This window comes from Ruegeria sp. YTSC004 (genome assembly GCF_059609805.1).
In genome coordinates this window covers 13,067-30,879 of sequence record NZ_JBXWMJ010000022.1, presented here as the reverse complement: position 1 = coordinate 30,879, position 17,813 = coordinate 13,067, and the positions used below count along the sequence as shown (strand labels likewise).

At 53.2% G+C, this 17,813-nt stretch carries 17 protein-coding genes and 1 pseudogene; 9 read left to right on the top strand and 9 right to left on the bottom strand.

Annotated elements, in window-relative coordinates:
* A pseudogene (locus AC2FFP_RS22305) lies at window positions 1-225 on the top strand (LysR family transcriptional regulator); the annotation flags it as partial.
* 57 nt (window positions 226-282) lie between these two features.
* Here the strand turns inward: AC2FFP_RS22305 and AC2FFP_RS22300 are convergent.
* From AC2FFP_RS22300 to AC2FFP_RS22275, 6 genes are all read right to left on the bottom strand, one after another.
* Window positions 283-678, bottom strand: a complete 396-nt coding sequence (locus tag AC2FFP_RS22300; protein WP_496770968.1) for a rhodanese-like domain-containing protein — start codon at window positions 676-678, stop codon at window positions 283-285.
* 186 nt (window positions 679-864) lie between these two features.
* Window positions 865-2,511: a hypothetical protein gene (locus AC2FFP_RS22295; protein WP_496770966.1), complete on the bottom strand. Its 1,647-nt coding sequence runs from the start codon at window positions 2,509-2,511 to the stop codon at window positions 865-867.
* 560 nt (window positions 2,512-3,071) lie between these two features.
* Window positions 3,072-3,593 (bottom strand): hypothetical protein, encoded by a 522-nt coding sequence (locus AC2FFP_RS22290; RefSeq protein ID WP_496845323.1) that lies wholly within the window; start codon window positions 3,591-3,593, stop codon window positions 3,072-3,074.
* A 10-nt stretch (window positions 3,594-3,603) separates the two neighbouring features.
* A complete protein-coding gene (locus AC2FFP_RS22285; RefSeq protein WP_496881522.1) occupies window positions 3,604-5,043 on the bottom strand; it encodes an alpha/beta fold hydrolase in 1,440 nt (479 codons plus the stop codon).
* Window positions 5,044-5,446: 403 nt separating this feature from the next.
* Window positions 5,447-5,986: a luciferase domain-containing protein gene (locus AC2FFP_RS22280; protein ID WP_029622210.1), complete on the bottom strand. Its 540-nt coding sequence runs from the start codon at window positions 5,984-5,986 to the stop codon at window positions 5,447-5,449.
* Window positions 5,987-6,051: 65 nt separating this feature from the next.
* Window positions 6,052-6,642, bottom strand: coding sequence for a YceI family protein (locus AC2FFP_RS22275; RefSeq protein ID WP_496726648.1), 591 nt, complete (start codon window positions 6,640-6,642; stop codon window positions 6,052-6,054).
* A 124-nt stretch (window positions 6,643-6,766) separates the two neighbouring features.
* Between AC2FFP_RS22275 and AC2FFP_RS22270 the strand changes: the two genes are divergently transcribed.
* Window positions 6,767-7,348: a TetR/AcrR family transcriptional regulator gene (locus AC2FFP_RS22270; RefSeq protein WP_496726649.1), complete on the top strand. Its 582-nt coding sequence runs from the start codon at window positions 6,767-6,769 to the stop codon at window positions 7,346-7,348.
* A 520-nt stretch (window positions 7,349-7,868) separates the two neighbouring features.
* Here AC2FFP_RS22270 and AC2FFP_RS22265 read toward each other — a convergent pair.
* Window positions 7,869-8,741 carry a bile acid:sodium symporter family protein gene (locus AC2FFP_RS22265; RefSeq protein ID WP_496845321.1) on the bottom strand — a complete coding sequence of 291 codons (873 nt, stop codon included), beginning with the start codon at window positions 8,739-8,741 and terminating at the stop codon, window positions 7,869-7,871.
* Between the two features lie 194 nt (window positions 8,742-8,935).
* Between AC2FFP_RS22265 and AC2FFP_RS22260 the strand changes: the two genes are divergently transcribed.
* The 4 genes from AC2FFP_RS22260 (at window position 8,936) to AC2FFP_RS22245 (ending at window position 12,215) form a co-directional block, all read left to right on the top strand.
* Complete coding sequence (locus AC2FFP_RS22260) at window positions 8,936-9,946, top strand: AraC family transcriptional regulator (protein WP_496780728.1); 1,011 nt, start codon at window positions 8,936-8,938, stop codon at window positions 9,944-9,946.
* 161 nt (window positions 9,947-10,107) lie between these two features.
* Window positions 10,108-10,974 (top strand): cysteine hydrolase family protein, encoded by an 867-nt coding sequence (locus AC2FFP_RS22255; protein WP_010443191.1) that lies wholly within the window; start codon window positions 10,108-10,110, stop codon window positions 10,972-10,974.
* 48 nt (window positions 10,975-11,022) lie between these two features.
* Complete coding sequence (locus AC2FFP_RS22250; protein WP_170790462.1) at window positions 11,023-11,508, top strand: YHS domain-containing (seleno)protein; 486 nt, start codon at window positions 11,023-11,025, stop codon at window positions 11,506-11,508.
* Between the two features lie 137 nt (window positions 11,509-11,645).
* Window positions 11,646-12,215, top strand: coding sequence for a carboxymuconolactone decarboxylase family protein (locus AC2FFP_RS22245; RefSeq protein ID WP_496669818.1), 570 nt, complete (start codon window positions 11,646-11,648; stop codon window positions 12,213-12,215).
* 19 nt (window positions 12,216-12,234) lie between these two features.
* Here the strand turns inward: AC2FFP_RS22245 and AC2FFP_RS22240 are convergent, their stop codons facing one another.
* Window positions 12,235-13,200: a LysR family transcriptional regulator gene (locus tag AC2FFP_RS22240; protein ID WP_496769836.1), complete on the bottom strand. Its 966-nt coding sequence runs from the start codon at window positions 13,198-13,200 to the stop codon at window positions 12,235-12,237.
* A gap of 82 nt (window positions 13,201-13,282) precedes the next feature.
* On the opposite strand from AC2FFP_RS22240, the gene AC2FFP_RS22235 reads away from it, so the two are divergent.
* The 3 genes from AC2FFP_RS22235 to AC2FFP_RS22225 are packed head-to-tail and all read left to right on the top strand — an operon-like array spanning window position 13,283 to window position 15,916.
* Window positions 13,283-13,909 (top strand): pyridoxamine 5'-phosphate oxidase family protein, encoded by a 627-nt coding sequence (locus tag AC2FFP_RS22235; RefSeq protein WP_496780729.1) that lies wholly within the window; start codon window positions 13,283-13,285, stop codon window positions 13,907-13,909.
* 60 nt (window positions 13,910-13,969) lie between these two features.
* Window positions 13,970-14,950, top strand: coding sequence for an alpha/beta fold hydrolase (locus tag AC2FFP_RS22230; protein ID WP_281995597.1), 981 nt, complete (start codon window positions 13,970-13,972; stop codon window positions 14,948-14,950).
* Between the two features lie 18 nt (window positions 14,951-14,968).
* Window positions 14,969-15,916, top strand: coding sequence for a PhzF family phenazine biosynthesis protein (locus tag AC2FFP_RS22225; protein WP_496845319.1), 948 nt, complete (start codon window positions 14,969-14,971; stop codon window positions 15,914-15,916).
* Window positions 15,917-16,905: 989 nt separating this feature from the next.
* On the opposite strand, the gene AC2FFP_RS22220 is transcribed toward AC2FFP_RS22225, so the two are convergent.
* Window positions 16,906-17,601 (bottom strand): alpha/beta fold hydrolase, encoded by a 696-nt coding sequence (locus AC2FFP_RS22220; RefSeq protein WP_496705767.1) that lies wholly within the window; start codon window positions 17,599-17,601, stop codon window positions 16,906-16,908.
* Between the last annotated feature and the right edge of the window lie 212 nt (window positions 17,602-17,813).

Below are 17,813 nucleotides of genomic sequence, written 5' to 3'. Positions count from 1 at the left end.
ATCATGACTGCGGTTCGCCGGGGTGACGGTATCACGTATTCTGCCAGAGCTTTTTTCGAGGACGATCTGTCATCTGGTCGAATGATTGAGTTGTTCTCTGAGCCACTCTTCGGCGTCTATTACATCCAGACTCAAGCAGAATTTCAGCGTCCCGAGGCTAAGGTGTTCGTCAATTGGCTTAAAGCGCAATCACAAGCCGTATCGAGACACAACTCTGGAAGCTGAGAAGTATCTATTTACTCACCTGCTCTGTTTGCTCAAGACCGTTGGTTTCGCCGTTTTTTAAGGCTGCTTTGTGGAGGAGCCAGCTGCGATCAGAGCCCCCATCCCTCCATCGATGAACTGCACGTTTTGAAAACCCATTGCTGTTAATACATTTGCCGCTGCCGCGCCTCGGTAGCTCGGAGCTCCGCCACAAGTGGTGAAAATTCGCCTTCCACGATCCTGTAACTCTTGAGATCTGTATTCATTTTCAAGGTCTGCCATCCAAGCGACGGCGCGACCAGGAGCCGGAATTGCTCTAGGGCTGATACCTGTAGCCGCCATTTCAGCGCTATCCCTCACGTCCACTACAAGTGCGTTGGGGTCTTCGATCAGTACTGCCAGCGTGTCAGTTGCTGAAATCGGATTTGCTTTGGATATTTCCTGAGCTTCCATTTGTGCGAATGTTAAGACCATATTGCCCCCCGACTGCAAATCCTGCGCTATGCTAGCATGCGGCTGATTTACCGCAAATCGGCACCGAAGCGATGCTTGGCAGTCTTGTCGTCGTCCAGACTGTTGCCATCAACGAAGTTAAATAAGTCCCGGTCAACGGCAGAAGCGGGCCTCGCAAATACCCCGGCCATTGCTGTTGATCAGTGATTACTGGGCGGCCAAAGCCTTCTGCCTGCAATAACACGATGCCTTGATCGGCACCTCGGCGCGAGCAGTGGCCTTGTCCAGTTGTGGCTTAATGTGGGCGGCTTCGACCGTTTCACCGCGCCGGGTGAGACATTCGTGCAAGCCATGCAGGCTCCAGACGTTGCCCGGATGCTGACAGGCCCGGCTAAGCGTTGCATCCAGGCCAAGGTCTGCACGGTAAACAGCTTCGGCCTCCTCCATCTGGCCCTGCTCAAGAAGAAGAGCACCCAGCGCATGACGGGTGGGTTGCATCCAGCCCCAGGGCTCGTCGTATGGCAAGTTGTCGTCGATCTCGACTGACTTTCGCAGGTGGTCAAAGGCCGTTTCGTGCTCTCCTGCGTGATAGTCCAACTCACCCAGCATCATTTGCTCAGCGACCTTCAGAATGTCCCGGCATGTGTTGTTGAACAGCATTCGGGTCTCAGGAACTCTGGCCAGAGCATCATAGAACTTGGCTTTTTCACTCTCGGCTTCGGCGACCCTGTGTAGGTTGGCCAAGGCAACCGTCCTTGCATACCGCATCATGGCAATGGTCACGCTGTAAAGCTCTTCATCCTCTGGCAGATCCTGATCGAGAATATCCTGCCAGAGACCAAACCTGATCAGCACATGTTGCTTCATTGGAATGAAGCCTTCAAACCAGTCCGCCATAGGCCGAAGAGTGTCTGACGGCAAGGTGTCGATCAGCTCATCGGCGGCTTCGATTGCTGCCGATGGTTGCCCCAAGAACATCGCACCGTATATTTTAAAGTGATAGTTGTGGCACCGATAGACGGAATAGAAATTGTCAGGGCCTTCGCGCTTCAGAAACTTGCGATCTGCCAATATGGCTTTGTGATTGCGCAGTACCACGTTCATGTAGTCTCCGCACAACACGTCGATATGGGTCGGCATGTGCAACAAATGCCCGGCCTCGGGCACCAGCGTGCTGAGCACATCGCCGTGACGCAGTGCCCGTTCGGGGTGGGGCGACATTTCCATCAGGTGAATGTACATGTGCAATAGTCCTGCGTGCTCCCATGCTCCGGAAAGTGTATCGAACGCATTTTCGAGCACGGATATTGCCTCGAGCGTATCGGCCCCTTCGGCGGGCTTTCCGGTCGGCAAATCCCAAAGCTGCCAAGGTGTCCGGTTCATGAGCGACTCGGCCAGAATCGCAGACACGTCCAGGTCCGGATCGAATTCGGTGTGAACCTTTCGCATCGCATCAGCGAAGGCATCATTCCACGGGCTGAAATCCTCAATATCCGATGAAGATGGATAACGCGCTGGAATGGCATCGATTAGCGCGCGTTCAACATGCGTCAGCCGCTCCTTTAACGACGCAGCAGCCTCGATTGACGCTTTCGCCAAGGCGATACAGTCAGGCTTTTCGTCTTCTTCGAATGTTTCCCAGGGCTTGTTGTAGTTCGGCCCAATACAATACGCGATGCCCCAGTGCGCCATTGCGCAATTTGGATCCGCAGCTACAGCATTCTGAAAGCATACAATCGCTTCTTCGTGGTTGTAGGCGTAAGTCCAAGCCAAACCACGATCAAACCAAAGCTGGGCTTCGTCCGACGAGGTTGTGATCTTTCGGCTGTAGCTACCGAGATCATAGTATTCCATCACAATAACCCCCTAATTAGAGGTAGGAGGTTACCACAATGGGCTGTTTCTCGATACTGGCGACATCAAAGCCGACCCAAGGCATAGACCCGTCTTATATGAACTCCATTGATCGAAGCACTCTTCTTGGCGACTGATCAACTTGTCGGCCGCGTGAGTGACGCGCCGTCCAATCCCTCCACTGTAGCCCACCGACAAGACCACAAACACCGCTCGCACACACCTAAGACGGGCTTTTGAGAAAGCTGATGTCAGCAGTCAGATTGGTCTTTTCCGCCATCTAACACTTTTGGGGCTTGGTAGCGTCGTGCGACAGCTTCCGTTCTAAGTGGTGTTGAAAACGTGTAATTTGGGCTCATTGCGGGCGTCAAAAATTCAGGCACCCTATCCTTCTAGCGTGGCAACTGCATGGTCATGAGAGGTATGCGGTCGATGCATGTTGAGAATGCGTCGAGCTTCATTCGATTGTCCCGGAATTGCCAGCGCATGCGCCAATGAAAACTCAATTAAGTCGCGTTGCGCCCGGCTGCCGCCTAGGCGTTCGTGCTCAGACATGACACCTACAAATTTCTCAATCGCTTCATCCGCATTTCCATCCGCCAACGCACGGAATGCGCCTGCGACCGAAGCAACGGTGGGGCCGCGGGGCCCTTTGCGCCGTCAATGGTTGTTTCCAGACGCTCTCTGTTTCCAGCCATCGCATGCGCAAGAGCAGCGTGAACATCCGCAAAAGCCAAGCCAGGTGAAGGAAAGAACTGAACAGCATAGTCGCTGGGTTGTTGCCAACGCTCCTGAGGAATTTGCTCACCAGCCAAAAAGGCGCGGTGAACAATTGCCACACTATCAGTCAGAACGTTCAGTGGTGGCGCAGGAGGTCGGTCGGGGGAATACGTTCTCTGCGGCTTATTCGTTTGTCGAGTAGCAGCCCAAACCGGACATTCGCAACAAGACTTTGCAATTTCCGAGATCAGGACAAAGCGGTCGATGACGAGAAGCCTAGAGTTTTTTAATTCCAGTATCGAAAATCGAAGGGCGCACGGCATCCTCTTACCTTCGAACAATAAAGTTTTGGCGAAGAACAACGTACACTGCTCAAATTGAATTCAAAAAACGCTCTATTTCCACTAGGGCTTTAGGCCAGGCAGGATCATACTCTGGCATCGTATTGTTTGCTGTCTCAAGGCCAATAAAGCGCGCCTTCTGGATACCGGAGGCGAAAATCCTACCTTGTTCAACACTGTGCATCCTGTCTCGATTAGCGTGCATAACCAGAGCCGGACAGGTGATCCGCAGAAGTAGATCGGTTACGTCGACCCCTGCGACCAGTGGTCCAATCTTGAGCCAATCCTGATGGTCCATTGCCACTTTCATAAATTCTGCATAAGTGCGCTGGTCATGCGGACTTGCGGTTGGAGCAAATGATTGCGCCATCAAGTCTCTTGCAGAAGGGTATTCATCGTTCCAGCCTTCAAGACTCATATCCATCATTGCTTGCCCAAGCGCGGCAATTCCGGGCTGTGAACGCACCGCGAGTCCTTGTGCAAATCCACCGAGTAGAACCAACCCCGAAACACGGTCAGGATTATTTGCGGCAAAAGCCGCGGCAATGGTTGCCCCAAAAGAAATGCCAAACAATGGAACTTTTTCGATCCCGGCTGCGTCCAGTACGGCCTCAACATCTTCGACGATCCGATTCAAAGACACATCCTGCACGCCCCTCTGGGACAAGCCATTGTTTCTACCATCAAACCGATAAAGGCAGTGATTTTCAGAAAGCAGCGGCAACCACCCGGCGATGGTGTTCATCGTCCAATCGTATTCCAGATGCCTAAGCCAGTTTGGTGTGACCAGTAACTTTCTACCACTTCCAGTGGATGTCCAGGCAAGCGTTGTACCGTCTTTTGATTTTGCAAAGCGGACGTCTTGAGAGCTAGCCAGCAGCTTGTTCTTTGCGCGTCTTTTGTCACCATCTAAATCAATAGAGTAGGCTTCAACTGGATTTGGAATTCCCTTCAACCGTATCGAGCTTTCTGGTCGCAAAGCAACCGCCAGCGAAGTTCCCGCAACTTCAGCAGCTGTCTTGCTGACGAGACAACTTCCAATATGCGCGCTGGACTGAAGGCGCGACGCAACATTCACGGCCTCTCCGAACAAGTCTGTGCCATTTGGCATTACGTCGCCAACGTGGAGACCTCCTCGAAGTGTTACGTCTTCATCTCTCATCTGATTGAAAATCTGGCTGGCAGCATTAATTGCGTCTGTGGCTGCAACAAACTCAACCAAAGCACCATCTCCCATCAGCTTGAATATTCGTCCTTTGTTTTCATGGACCAACGGTCTGATCACATCGTCCAAAATGCGTTGTAGAGTGTTCAGCGTGGTCTCAGCATCCTCTGACATGCGCTTGGTATAATCGACGACATCGAGGCTTAGGATCGCAGCAATTTTCCGCTTCATCAGTCGATGTGGTCCTTTTAGCCAAACCAATTCCTCTGAACCAAAATTAACAGACGAATAGATTTTTGTGACCAAAACTTGTGCCTGGGCATTTTGCTAAGCCTGCAAGTTCCCAAACTTGCGCTGAAACACACAGCCGAGCAAAACGTCTTATTGGCTGGCGAAACCTAGAATTAAGGTGAATGATTAACGCATTTCACGTCGCTAACGAAGGTTCACTTCGAAATATCCAATCTAATGGTATCAGTCCGTAGTTCTTCTCATCTGTGACCGATGGCAGCCCGAAGCGGAACTTCCACTCCGAGCTTTGCAAAATCTAACAAGCGGACGGCAGCTACCATTAGTGTGAATGGCTTGAAGGTATCGAGCATTCGCCACGGCGACAATTTAAGAAAAAAATGACTGCGAGAAACAAGGTGGCTGAAACTGCTCTCTGACAGAAAACTGGCGTCCCCGCACACTTTCGCGCAATTCGAGCTTAGCCCAAGGTGTTTCCGGTGATGAAGGTGTACGAGCTTTCAACCAGTTCGATGACGACATCCAGCTCTTCGGGTGTGGTTGGAGTATAGATCATGACAAAGCCGCTCCACCCAGGACGTTGCTTGGCCCAAGGGTGAGCTACGGCCCAGCCAGCCTCAATTGCCCTTCGCGCCATTTCTGGGTCGAGCGAGGCGTGCAAGCTGCCATCAGGATGCATGTGCGCAAACTCAAACCCACCGACGATAGAGTTCGGTTGGGACAACAACATATCGGGATCAAGCTGAAAGCCAATCGCGCCAGGTAATGATATGCGTGTGGGGCCAAGTATGACCCCCGGGAATTGCGCAACTCGCTCCAGCAATAGCTGGGCCAAATCGGCATTAATTTCGACACCAATCTGAGTGTGCGGCACGCCGCTTGTCGTTTCAGGACGGGGCGAGATGCGCTCCGGCAAGGAGCGCTCTTGCGCGGACGCCATCGAGCACATCAATGTCACTACCGTCACAGCAACCGCCAATGTTCTCAGGTGTACATTCATCGTGTTGACCATCCGCCAAAATCAAAGATTGAGTGCTCAGCGCCGTATCGGTGCCCCTGCACGCATCATTCAGCTTTTAACGCTTCGATATTGATCAAGAGCTCTATCTCGTCGCTCACCGCAGGTGCAAAGGCCCCAAGTCCGAATTCAGACCGCACGATAGTCGCCGTGGCAGCCAGCCCCAAGGTCGGCGTGCCCTCTTTTGGGCCAAACGGGTATGGCGCTGACTTGTTAAGCGTTGTTTCCAGAACAACAGGCTTGGTGACGCCGTTCATGGTCAAGTCGCCAGAAATATCCGCGGAATTGTCCCCGGTTACTTCAATGCTGGTTGAGGCAAATGTGACCACGTCACCGTCGCTCGCGCTGAAAAAGTCATCGGACATGAAGTGTTGCAAACGGGCATCCCAGCCCGTGATCATGGATTTTACAGGCATAGACACTGTGACAGACGACGCAGACGGATCATCTTCGTTGAACTCTATCTCGCCGCTAAAACCTGAGAACATTCCAAATGTTTCTGAGAACCCGATGTGGTCGTAGCTGAACAATACCTGGCTGTGTCCAGGATCCAGCTCGTAGGTGCCACTCTCGGACAATGCGGTTGTCGCACCCATCGATAAGAGTACCGCCAGCGGGGTTGCTGCCACTTTGAACATTGATACGCTCCCATTTTGACAAGACTTGTTTGCGGAATTGAGTATTTAGCTTTTGTTTTTAGCTGATCACACTTATAGAACAAAATGTTCTATAGCGCAACAAAGTGTTCTACAGGAGGGGCGATTGAAAGAAGATCCTAGGCTGATCGCCACACGACAGACTGCGATTGATGCGGCGCAAAGGATACTGAGGGATGAGGGCGTGTTGCACGTAACTCATGGCGCAGTTTCGAAGGCAACTGGCATTTCGCGCAGTACACTTTACAGGCACTGGCCAGATGCGCGCAGTCTGCGTGATGCAGCGTTCAGGCGCATCGCAACACCGCCGAACATACCACCCAAAACCGATGGCCCGCTGCGATCTGACCTGCGCTGGTTACTCGGCGTACTGATGGGAGCCTTGAATGACACACCATGGGGCCAAATCGCGCCTCAGGTGGTCGCTGCTGCGTCCACCGACGAAGAAGCGCGGTTGGTGATCACTGAATTCATGAAAGACAGGTTCGCAAGTGTTGAAGCAGTATTTGCAGCCGCAATAGACCGCGGTGAGATCGCCACGAATGTTCCGGTTGAACAGCTTATAGAACTAGCAGTCGCGGCACCTTATTTCCGCAAGCTCATACGTCACGAAGCACTGGACGAGGATTGGTTGGATCGACATGTTGATCTGCTTTGCAGTATCGCGAAAACCAATTCGGGACAGTGACCATCGCCTGACTTTGCAATCAAAGCGACCTGCAACAGGCGCGAGATTTCGGCAGAGCAGCAGATTAGATCAAAAGCATATCCAGCTAGTTCCCAATAGCGGTTGCTCCAAAAGGTCTCGGCAAAGACTCGCAATGATCGTTCTTCGAATTTTGCAAAGTCCGCGTTCTGCGCATTTCTGTAATTCGGACAACGCGCGGCATCGGCCAAAGTGGGCTCTATGCGGCCATTCTCCGCGGCTTGCATGTTTGGCAGGTCCAGCCCAATCCGGACACTTAATCCAAGACTTTGCAATTCCGACTTGCGGACAAAACTGACCTTGGCGTCTACACCTTCGCTGACGCAGGATCCACCGCACTGGCAGCAACAGCTCTTCCCTTCAACAGGGAAAATCGCCAAAGCGGCCGTTCCACAACGGGCTTTGGAGCTCCTTGATCGCTCTTTGACCAGACGGCGCTCTGGCATGGAAACAAAGGGGCTTGGCTCAGCGCATAACCAAAGCTAGCGAATAGGCGTCAGGATCATGAAATTGGGCTTCTTCGCGCAAGCAGGGCGAAGACAGGCAACATTGTTACGATCCAGACCACGCTATAAATTGCGGATGGTATGGCATATTCGCTTAACCCATTGGTGTTAGGCAACAGCAAAGTGGCAATTGCGATTCCCAAAGCTCCGTTTTGAACGCCGGTCTCAATTGAAATCGTCTTCGCCTCGATGTCTGTGCATCCGAGCATCCCTGAACTCATGATGCCAATAAACGTGAGTGACGCACCTACAACAAAAAGTGCGGGTCCAAGCCTAAGGTAGTTATCCGCGACCACCACCCAGTTTGAAATGATAGCGCCTCCGATGACCATCGCAAAAAGTAGCATAGAGACCTTGCTAAAGATTGGTTCGACCGCAGCTACAATTCGCGGCGCCAAGGATCGCGCGATCACCCCGGCTAGGATCGGTGAAGCTGTTAAAAAAAACATTGCTAAAGCCGTCGAAGAAATGTCGATAGCGGGCGCAGTTGCCCCCATGAACATCTGCATCGAAAACCCCAGGATGAGCGGTAAGGTAACGACACAAGTCAGACTGAAGACTGCTGTAAGAGTAACGGACAAAGCGACATCCCAATTCGAAAGCTTGGTCACGATGTTACTGATCGCCCCGCCCGGACAGGCCGCTAAAATCATGATGCCAACGGCTGCCTCAGCGGAAATCCCAAAGATAAAAGTCACCATCAAAGCGATGCAAGGCAGCAAAATGATCTGGTTGAGAGCGCCGACGCAAAAGGCCCGTGGACGTCGTCCGATACGTTGAAAGTCAGCCGCTGTGAGTCCGAGGCCAAGGCAGAACATGATGACAACAACTGCGAGCGGCAGCAGCACAGATATGAAAATTTCGCCCATCTACCATGACCTCTATGGCTGCATGCTTCCGCACGCTTTCGGACGATACCGTTCAGAAAACCTGATGACGAGTGTTATCAGTTTGGCGCATTTATCCTCAAGCGCCCGAAGATCGAAGCTGTCTCTATTTATTATACCTATCACAGGGTTGGACGATCTGGCGTGAAAGAGCTTTCCAGTGCTAATCTCACTGTATGGCAAGTGTAACTTACGCATTCGCCCGCGCGATGGCCAACGCCGCCGGGATGACGCTAAACGACGATGGCGCCCTGATTTCGAATGGCGCTGTCGTGCTGCGTCTACCAGAAGCTCAAGACGGCCAATTGGCGGATGATGCGTATTTCGATCTGATCGATTGGATTCGTGCGCAACAAGCGGACGAGGCCGCGTTGGTTGAGGCCTATGCGAACGCGATTGCAACCGATGATCTCGGCGTCCTTGGCCTAGCCGTAAAGACAGCTCCGACCTTGCGGCAATCTTTGCAACGGATCGAGCGTTATTTTCGTCTCGTAACGGACACCGCAGTTTACAGACTTGATGAAACCGGCGATCCGGTCCTTTGGATTTTTGAGGGACAAACATCACATCGCGCTGCCTTGGAGCTGCGCAACGAATGCGCGCTTGCGGCCTTTGCGAGGAACATGCATCGGTTTGTGGGTGATGGGTTGTCGCTTGCATATGTCACGTTTCAGCATCCATGCAGACAAGAACCAGAGCGTTACGCCGAATATTTCGGGTGCCCGGTTCGATTTGGGAGCGCCCACAACGCCATTGCTATGCGCCCTGCTATGCTGGAAAGCGAAAATCGTCTTGGCGATCCGGGCTTGTCAGATTTCATGACGAAGCACCTGGATGAGGAGTTCAACTCTCGCGATGACGACACCTCACTGAGCCAAACAATTGTCCACCGGCTTACACCGGCCTTGAGTAACGGCGCGCCGCAAGCAGCGCATGTCGCACAAGAGATGGGAATGAGCGAGCGCACGCTTTACCGCAGGTTGGCCGAAGAAGGGCTGACCTATCGCGACGTTCTTGGTCAGGCGCAAGTTGCACTTGCCCGTGACCTGCTCCGTGACGGTAAAGCTTCCATAGCCGAGATCGCCTTTATGACCGGGTTTTCGGAACAGAGCACGTTCAGCCGCGCCTTCAAGCGCTGGGTTGGCCAGGCTCCGGCACGATTCAGGCAGCAAGCGACCTCCGACTAGGCACATACCTCAAGACCACATGGCAGGTTCGGCCAAAACCTTGGCAGGGCGGGCCGATACCTCAATCGATGTGGTGCATAACTTCTTCTTTGTCAGATCCACCTGGGGCGCTGCCGAGTAAAGCAAACCCATTTGCCCCTCTCAGACAAAGGAAATTTGCAATGAGCAATCATGACCACAAACATGGAGCAAGCTGCGCTTGCGACGTCACGCCCGAACGCGTTGATATGGCGCGCCGGCGACTCTTGCAACAAGCCGCCGGTGCGGCCGCGGCAGGTACAACAATAGTGGCTGGCGGGCAGGCCCATGCCGCGACCGACGAAGCACGCGCCTACTATGCTGACCCGGAAAATCCAGGCCTTCCCCAAATCGACATGACCATCGAGCCGGGGCGTACTGCGCTTGTGGTGACCGACCCCCAGATTGATTTTTTGTCAGAGGACGGTGTGACGTGGGGTGTCGTTGGCGAAAGCGTGACCGAACAGGGCACGGTCGACAATATCGAACGGCTTTTCATTGCCGCCAAGGCTGCGGGGATGCCGGTCTTCATCTCGCCCCACTATTACTACCCACATGACCACAAGTGGGAGTTCGAGGGCACTCTGGAAGCCACGATGCACAGCATCGGCATGTTTGACCGCCTGGGACCGCTCAATTTGGACAACTTCGAGGGCTCAGGTGCCGACTGGATGCCGCAATACAAGAAGTACATCGAGGATGGCGAAACCATCATTTGCTCGCCACACAAGGTTTACAGCCCTGCTCAGAATGACCTGAACCTGCAATTGCGTAAACGCAAGATCGACAAGGTTATCCTCGCGGGGATGTCGGCGAACCTTTGTACGCAGGCGCATCTCTACGAGCTGCTGGAGCTGGGCTACGAAGTCGCTGTCGTTCGCGATGCCACAGCCGGGGCCAAGGTGCCTGAAGGTGACGGGTATCTCGCCGCCATCATCAACTTCCGCATGGTCGCCAACGGCGTCTGGTGGACCGACGACGCGGTTGAGCGCATTGGCCAATCGGCCTGACCCAAATCGATCTTCAAATTTGATCCTAGCATCCTGAAAGGACATATCATGACACGCATCTTTACATTTCCCGCGCTTACAACAGCGTTGACTCTCGCCCTGGCGGCGGCGGCATTGGCTGACGATGAATACAACGTTTCGAACAGTCTTACCTTGACTGGGCAGCCCCTCGGCATGCATGGCGTCGATCCTGTATCGATGTTTGAAGCCGAAATACCCGAAATGGGCAACGCCACTTTTACATCGGCCCATGATGGAGTGGACTACTATTTTGCGTCGCAGGCAGCGAAAGCCACATTCGAGGCGGATCCGACGGCACATCTGCCTCAATTCGGCGGGTTCTGCGCCTTTGGTGTCTATGTAGGCAAGAAGCTTGATGGCGATGTTCGGTATGCCGATATCGTGGACGACAAGCTCTATCTCTTTGTGAATGAGGAAATCTTCAAGAAGTACCTTGAGGACAAAGAGACCGTGATCCAAGGCGCCCATGCCAAGTGGGCAGACATCCACCACACGCCTGTCGGCAGCCTTTGATCGAGGAATTTGGTGGCTTTTGCCGGTCGGAGCCACCGCTGCCTCTCCCCTCCCCAAAAGGCCGGCATTTCTCCAAGACGCCCTGTCCGCAATGACAATTTGCGTGCGTCGAAAACTCTTCCCAAAGGAAACCAGACATGACTGATTTTGAGACCTATACAATCGCCTCAGCCCCTGATGCCGCGAAACCAATTCTGGAAGCATCGCTGAAAGGATATGGTTTTGTGCCCAACCTTTATGCGGCCATGGCCGAAGCGCCCGCAATTTTGGAAGGCTATACGACACTTTCCAACATCTTTGGAAAGACCAGCCTGTCAGAGACTGAGCGCCAGATCATCCTTATGACTAACAACCGGTTGAACGGGTGCAAGTACTGCATGGCCGCCCATACCACTCTTTCACAGATGGCCGGTGTCCCCGAAGACGTGATCGCAGCGTTACGCGATGGCAGCCCTATCGCCGACCCCAAATTGGAAGCACTGCGCAAATTCGCCATCGTGATCAACGAAAGCCGAGGCTGGCCCAGCGACGCACAGGTCGAAGCGTTTCTGACGGCTGGTTACACACGCCGATCTATGCTGGAAGTCATCCTCGGCACAGCGTTGAAAACCCTGTCGAACTATACGAACCATGTGGCGGAAACCGCGTTGGATGATGCCTTTGTGCCAAATGCATGGATCGCCTCGGTCGCGGCAGTGGCTGAATAGCGCGACGCCCGCCCATTTGTTAATCTTGCTTTTGGACCTGTGTTTGATTCCCGACAAGAAGGGGATCTGATTTTAGACGTCCGACAGCAAAGTCAACAAAGGTGCGCACCTTCGCAGACACGGTTCGTCCCTCTTGATGCACAAGATGGATGGGGACTTCGGGTGGTTCATACGACTTTAGAACAGTCTTGAGCCGCCCATCTGCAATGTAGGGTGCGACTTGATAGGACAGAAGCCGCCCGACACCATGACCTTGCAAGGCCAACTCGATCACAGCGTCATTTGTGTTCATGCTGATGCGTGGGCTCATGCGTTTGGTGACAGTCTTTCTGCCCCGTTGAAAATGCCATTGGGCCGATGCATTCAAGGCAGTTGAATTAATGATTGCATGGCAGGATAAATCATCGGGCGTATCTGGTTCGCCATATTGGTCAAGATATTTACAGGAAGCAAACGCGACCTGCCTCACCGTACCACACCTGACAGCCATCAAACTGGAATCAGCGAGGTTGCCAATTCTGATCCCGACGTCGAGACCCTCATCAATCAGATTGACCACTCGGTCCACATAGAGCGTGCGCGCTGAGAGCTTTGGATACAGATCCAGAAATTCGCCCAAAATTGGAGTGACGAACATACGGCCAAACAGGACTGATGCAGTAACACTAATTTCCCCGGTCGGTTCGGCATAGGAACCGACAGCGGCGCGCTCGGCCTCTTCAAGGTCAGCCAGAATACGTCTGGCATCCTCAAAAAACCTTTGCCCGCTATCAGTCAGCATCACTGAGCGCGTTGTGCGTACAAAAAGACGTAGCCCGAGGCTGTCCTCAAGCATAGAAACCATTCGGGTCACTGTCGGTGGTGACATGTTGAGGTCGCGGGCCGCAGCAGCGAAACCTTTTAGTTCGGCGACCTTCACAAAGACTTTTAACGCGTGAAATCTGTCCAAGATATTATTCCATATTTTTGAATAATATATTGCCAAGTATCCAAATTCCGCAACTTGAAAGCTCCAACTAACTTCACCTCAGTCCCAGGGCATCGCCCAGGCCGAGATGGAGAATTCAATGGCACGACCCTTTGCAGAGATCAGCTTCACGTCCTCCGTTCGCGAAACGCAGGCCAAAAACGGGTCAGCTAACGGCTACGCGAAGTTTCTGGACGGCACGCGTCAGGAGGACTCAATCAGCCCGGTCGAGGCCAGGTTCATCGGGCAAAGAGACGGCTTCTATCAGGCAACAGTCTCGGAAACCGGCTGGCCCTATGTACAATTTCGCGGTGGACCAGCGGGTTTTCTGAAAGTGTTGGATGAACGGACACTTGCCTACGCCGATTTCCGCGGCAACCGGCAATATCTCAGCACTGGGAATCTGCTGGGCAATGACCGAATCTCGCTGATCCTGATGGATTATCCCAATCAGCGGCGCCTCAAGATCTGGGGTCGGGCGAAACTCATTGATGCCAATGCCGATCCGGCGCTGATGCAACGCCTGAGTGAGCCGGGCTATCGCGCTCATCCTGAGCGGGCGATTGTGATCAAGCTTGAGGCGATGGACTGGAACTGCCCGCAGCACATCCCCCAACGCCTGACCCTTGAAGAATTTGAAGATTACCTCGTCCCGCTTCGCACTGAGTTGGAAGCACTGAAAGCTCGAAACGCAAGGCTCGAAGAGGCACTGGGTCAGCAAAACTGACCGATATCAAGCCCCGCGCGTTCAAGCACGCACGCCGTAACCTGAAGAAAGGAAACATCCATGTCGCGCAATCTGAAATCCGTCCTGAGCGCCAGCATTCTCGCACTTTCCATTGCTGCGCCATTTACACCGGCGCCAGCAATCGCCGCAGAGACTGGAATTGAAGCTACGCAGGCTGTCAGCTTCCGCACGGAAGAAATCGGCGACATCGCTATCGCCTATCGTGAAGCAGGAGATCCAAACAGACCTACTGTCCTGCTGCTTCACGGCTTTCCGACCTCATCACATATGTTCCGCAACCTTATCCCTGAACTGGCCAAGCACTACCACGTGATCGCACCCGATTTTCCCGGATTTGGAGCGTCGGAGATGCCAAAGGCCGAAGGCTTCGAGTATTCCTTCGCGAATATCTCCGAAATGATGACATCGCTGCTCGACCGGAAGGGAGTCGAACAGTACTCGGTCTATTTGATGGACTATGGTGCCCCGGTTGGTTTCCGAATGTTTGCGGAACAGCCCGAGCGGGTAACCGGCTTCATCATTCAAAACGGGAATGCTTACGAGGAAGGGCTGCGCGAGTTCTGGGATCCAATCAAAGCCTATTGGGCCGAGCCATCGCAAGAGAACGGCGACCAGCTTCGTGGATTCCTCACTCTGGATGCAACCAAATGGCAGTTCACCCACGGCGTTAAAAAACCGGAACTGATCAGTCCCGACAATTATTGGCATGTCCAATACCTGCTCGACCGCGAAGGTAATCAAGAGGTGCAACTTGAACTCTTCCTAGACTACGGCACCAATGTTGCCGAGTACCCAAAATGGCAAGCGCTGTTTCGGAAGCATCAACCCCCGGCGCTACTGATGTGGGGTAAGAATGATCACATCTTTCCGGTCGAAGGCGCCTATCCCTATGAACGCGATCTGAATGATCTCGAGTTTCATCTGCTCGATACGGGTCACTTCGCGCTGGAAGAATATGGGCCCGAGATTGCGGCGCAAATGACCGCCTTTCTGAACCGCATCACCGCCGCCAGCAACTGACGTAAAACTGGCCGCACCATGCTCAAAGGTGCGGCCGACGCATGGAGAAAACCAATGAATACGCAAGCAAATACTGTCAGACAGGTAACGGTTGAAATCGTACACGGCTTTGTCGACAGTGGCGCCGGTGGAAATCCCGCAGGCGTCGTCCTGGATGCTGATGAATTGGGCGAACAGGATATGCAAACCGTCGCGGCAAGGGTTGGATTGTCCGAAACGGCCTTTGTGTCGCAGTCCAAGACAGAGGGCTTCAAACTGGATTTCTTCACACCGAACAGGCGCATCGCTCATTGCGGTCATGCAACAATTGCCGCCTTCTCTCACCTTGACGCGCTGGGCCGGATTCCCAATCCCAACACCTCGAAGGAGACAGTTGATGGGCCAAGGCGCATACTAATGAAAGAGGGTGCCGCCTATATGGAACAGCTGTCCCCAAAATACGCGATACCAGAGGAATGGGTGGAAAAAGGTGTAAGCATCGACGATGTACTGAACTCCCTTGGGATCAACAGACATCATCTTGATCAGGAAATACCACCGGTTTTAGTCAATACCGGTAACAGTTTCATTGTCATCGGCCTCGCTGATGCCGATGGTCTTGCCAATGTGAAACCAGATTTTGCCAAAATCACGCAAATCAGCGAACGACTGGATTTGATCGGCTACTACGTCTTCACAAGAGACCCATCGGCGACCGACCGAGACGCTACAACCCGCATGTTTGCGCCCCGATACGCGATTGAGGAAGAAGCCGCGACGGGGATGGCTGCGGGGCCCTTAGCATGTGTATTGCACGACTTTGTCGTATCATCTCAACGGTCATTTCAAATCGAACAAGGGGTGTTTATGAACCCGGCGAGTCCGAGCCTGATAAAAGTCGATCTGGAAATCGACAATGGAACAATCTCCGGCCTCTTGGCAGGTGGTTTCGGCAAGGTCATGTGCTCGCGTCGAATTAGTTTCTAGCGTTGCGCTCGCGGCGAATGGCTGGCTTGGCGGGCTGTACCGCAGCAACGACGCCCATCGGGCCACGTCCGAATTGGGCCGTCCGCTAAATTTTGCAAAGTCCGAATTCCTGGGCATCGCTGACCTTAAGCAATAGCACCCGCTTATCTTGTAGCCTACAGCCGCCATCTGAGAAAACTACGGCGGAAGTCCGCATTCCGCTCTTGACGTAGATCATTCTTGTCCACTTTGGGTTGGAAGCGGCAAACTTCAAGCTTCACGGAGGCCACGTCTATGGTATGGGACCAACCAAAATTTGCGCTGTGCGCAATTAGCTTTGAATTCTAAATTCTGTGCGTGGCTTTTGCGCCCAATGTTTTGGGCCAAAGATGCAAATCTTTAGGCGAAATGCAAAGCTTTGGGCGCACCTACAAAAATCTGTAGGCGCGCGCATATCGTTGCGCGCCCAACACTGATTACATTCAGAAAATTACGGATTCTACGCCCATAACCTTGCGCGAGATTTGCGCATAAGTTTGCATTTTTTGCCCATAAGTTTGCGCGGTGCGTAGAATTCGTTCAATTTATAGTAGTCCTCTCTCAGCTCAATCGACTTTAGACGCTCATCCACAATCAAGAGTGCACTCTGGTCGAAAAAATTCAACCCTAGTCAGTGGGAAACAGTTCTAAGGCAATTGTGAGAGACTTGTTGGCCAAGATAACGTCGAGCGCCTTGTCTGAGCCGATCTTATTTTCCTAGCTAGTACCGCATACTCATTATCGAGCATCCGAAAGTGACGGCGCCGAGATCGGTTGCCTGCCATTGAAGCTGAAGCTTCGGTTTGAGATCAATGCCAGCTGATCAGTCGAGACGCGGATTCACTTGCGGAGCTACGGCGCATCTCGCCCGAAGCGCTGATTGAAGTAGGACAATCGGGATAGAAGCAATAACTATTCCTATGCGGGCGATTTCGCTGTCCGCGCGCTCGTGCAGGATCCGGCGGCCAAATTCAAATCGCGGACATTAGCATTCGGGCCAAGTCGTCAGGCCTATCGATCATCACGTAGTGCCCGAATGGCACCGAAACCGCTGTCCACCCCGACTGATGCTGGTATCGCTCAAAAAACGGTTGGCCAAGCCCTGGGACCCAGCCAGTGGCATAGATGTAGGTCCGCTTTAACACCTTGGTTCCGCCGCTCACCAGTTGAATCGGTTGCTCAAATGTCTTGAGTGGTTGCGCGACATTTCGGCGGTCTACCCACGCACAGTCTGCTCCATTCACCGAAAAAGCCTCCGCTGGGCCCGGCGCGACTTTGCCATCGACGGCACTATCACGAAGCCCTGCCGCGATATCCGCAGGCAACACATCCAAGGCGGCCTGCCCATCGCCCGGCACGAGCGCATCGAGGTACACAAGTGAGCGAATGTGGTCGGGCGCTCTATTTGCGACTCCGGTGACAACCATGCCGCCATAGCTATGACCGCACAAAACAATGTCAGAGAGTTCTTCGCACGTGATCACCCCCAGGACATCCTCGATATGCATGGCCAGATCGGTTTCGTCACTCTCGAGATGAGCACGCTCGCCCAGACCTGTCAGTGTAGGGGTAAAAACGTCGTGGCCCTCCCTGCGCAGAAGCGCGGCTACGCGAGCCCAGCACCATCCCCCTTGCCACGCTCCATGGACCAATACAAATGTCGCCATAACCCGCCCAACTCCGTCGATACTGCAATGACAGTAGATTCAACAGGGCCGCCTCGTCCACAGGATCGTTTGGACGTTCAGCGCCGATCCCCTGCATATACACACGGCTCTCGAGCCCTCCAATCAAATGGCCATACTAAAATCATAAATTACGATTTGATTATACATTATGTATGAGTATCCTTCCACATAGAGACAGCATATAGCGCGAA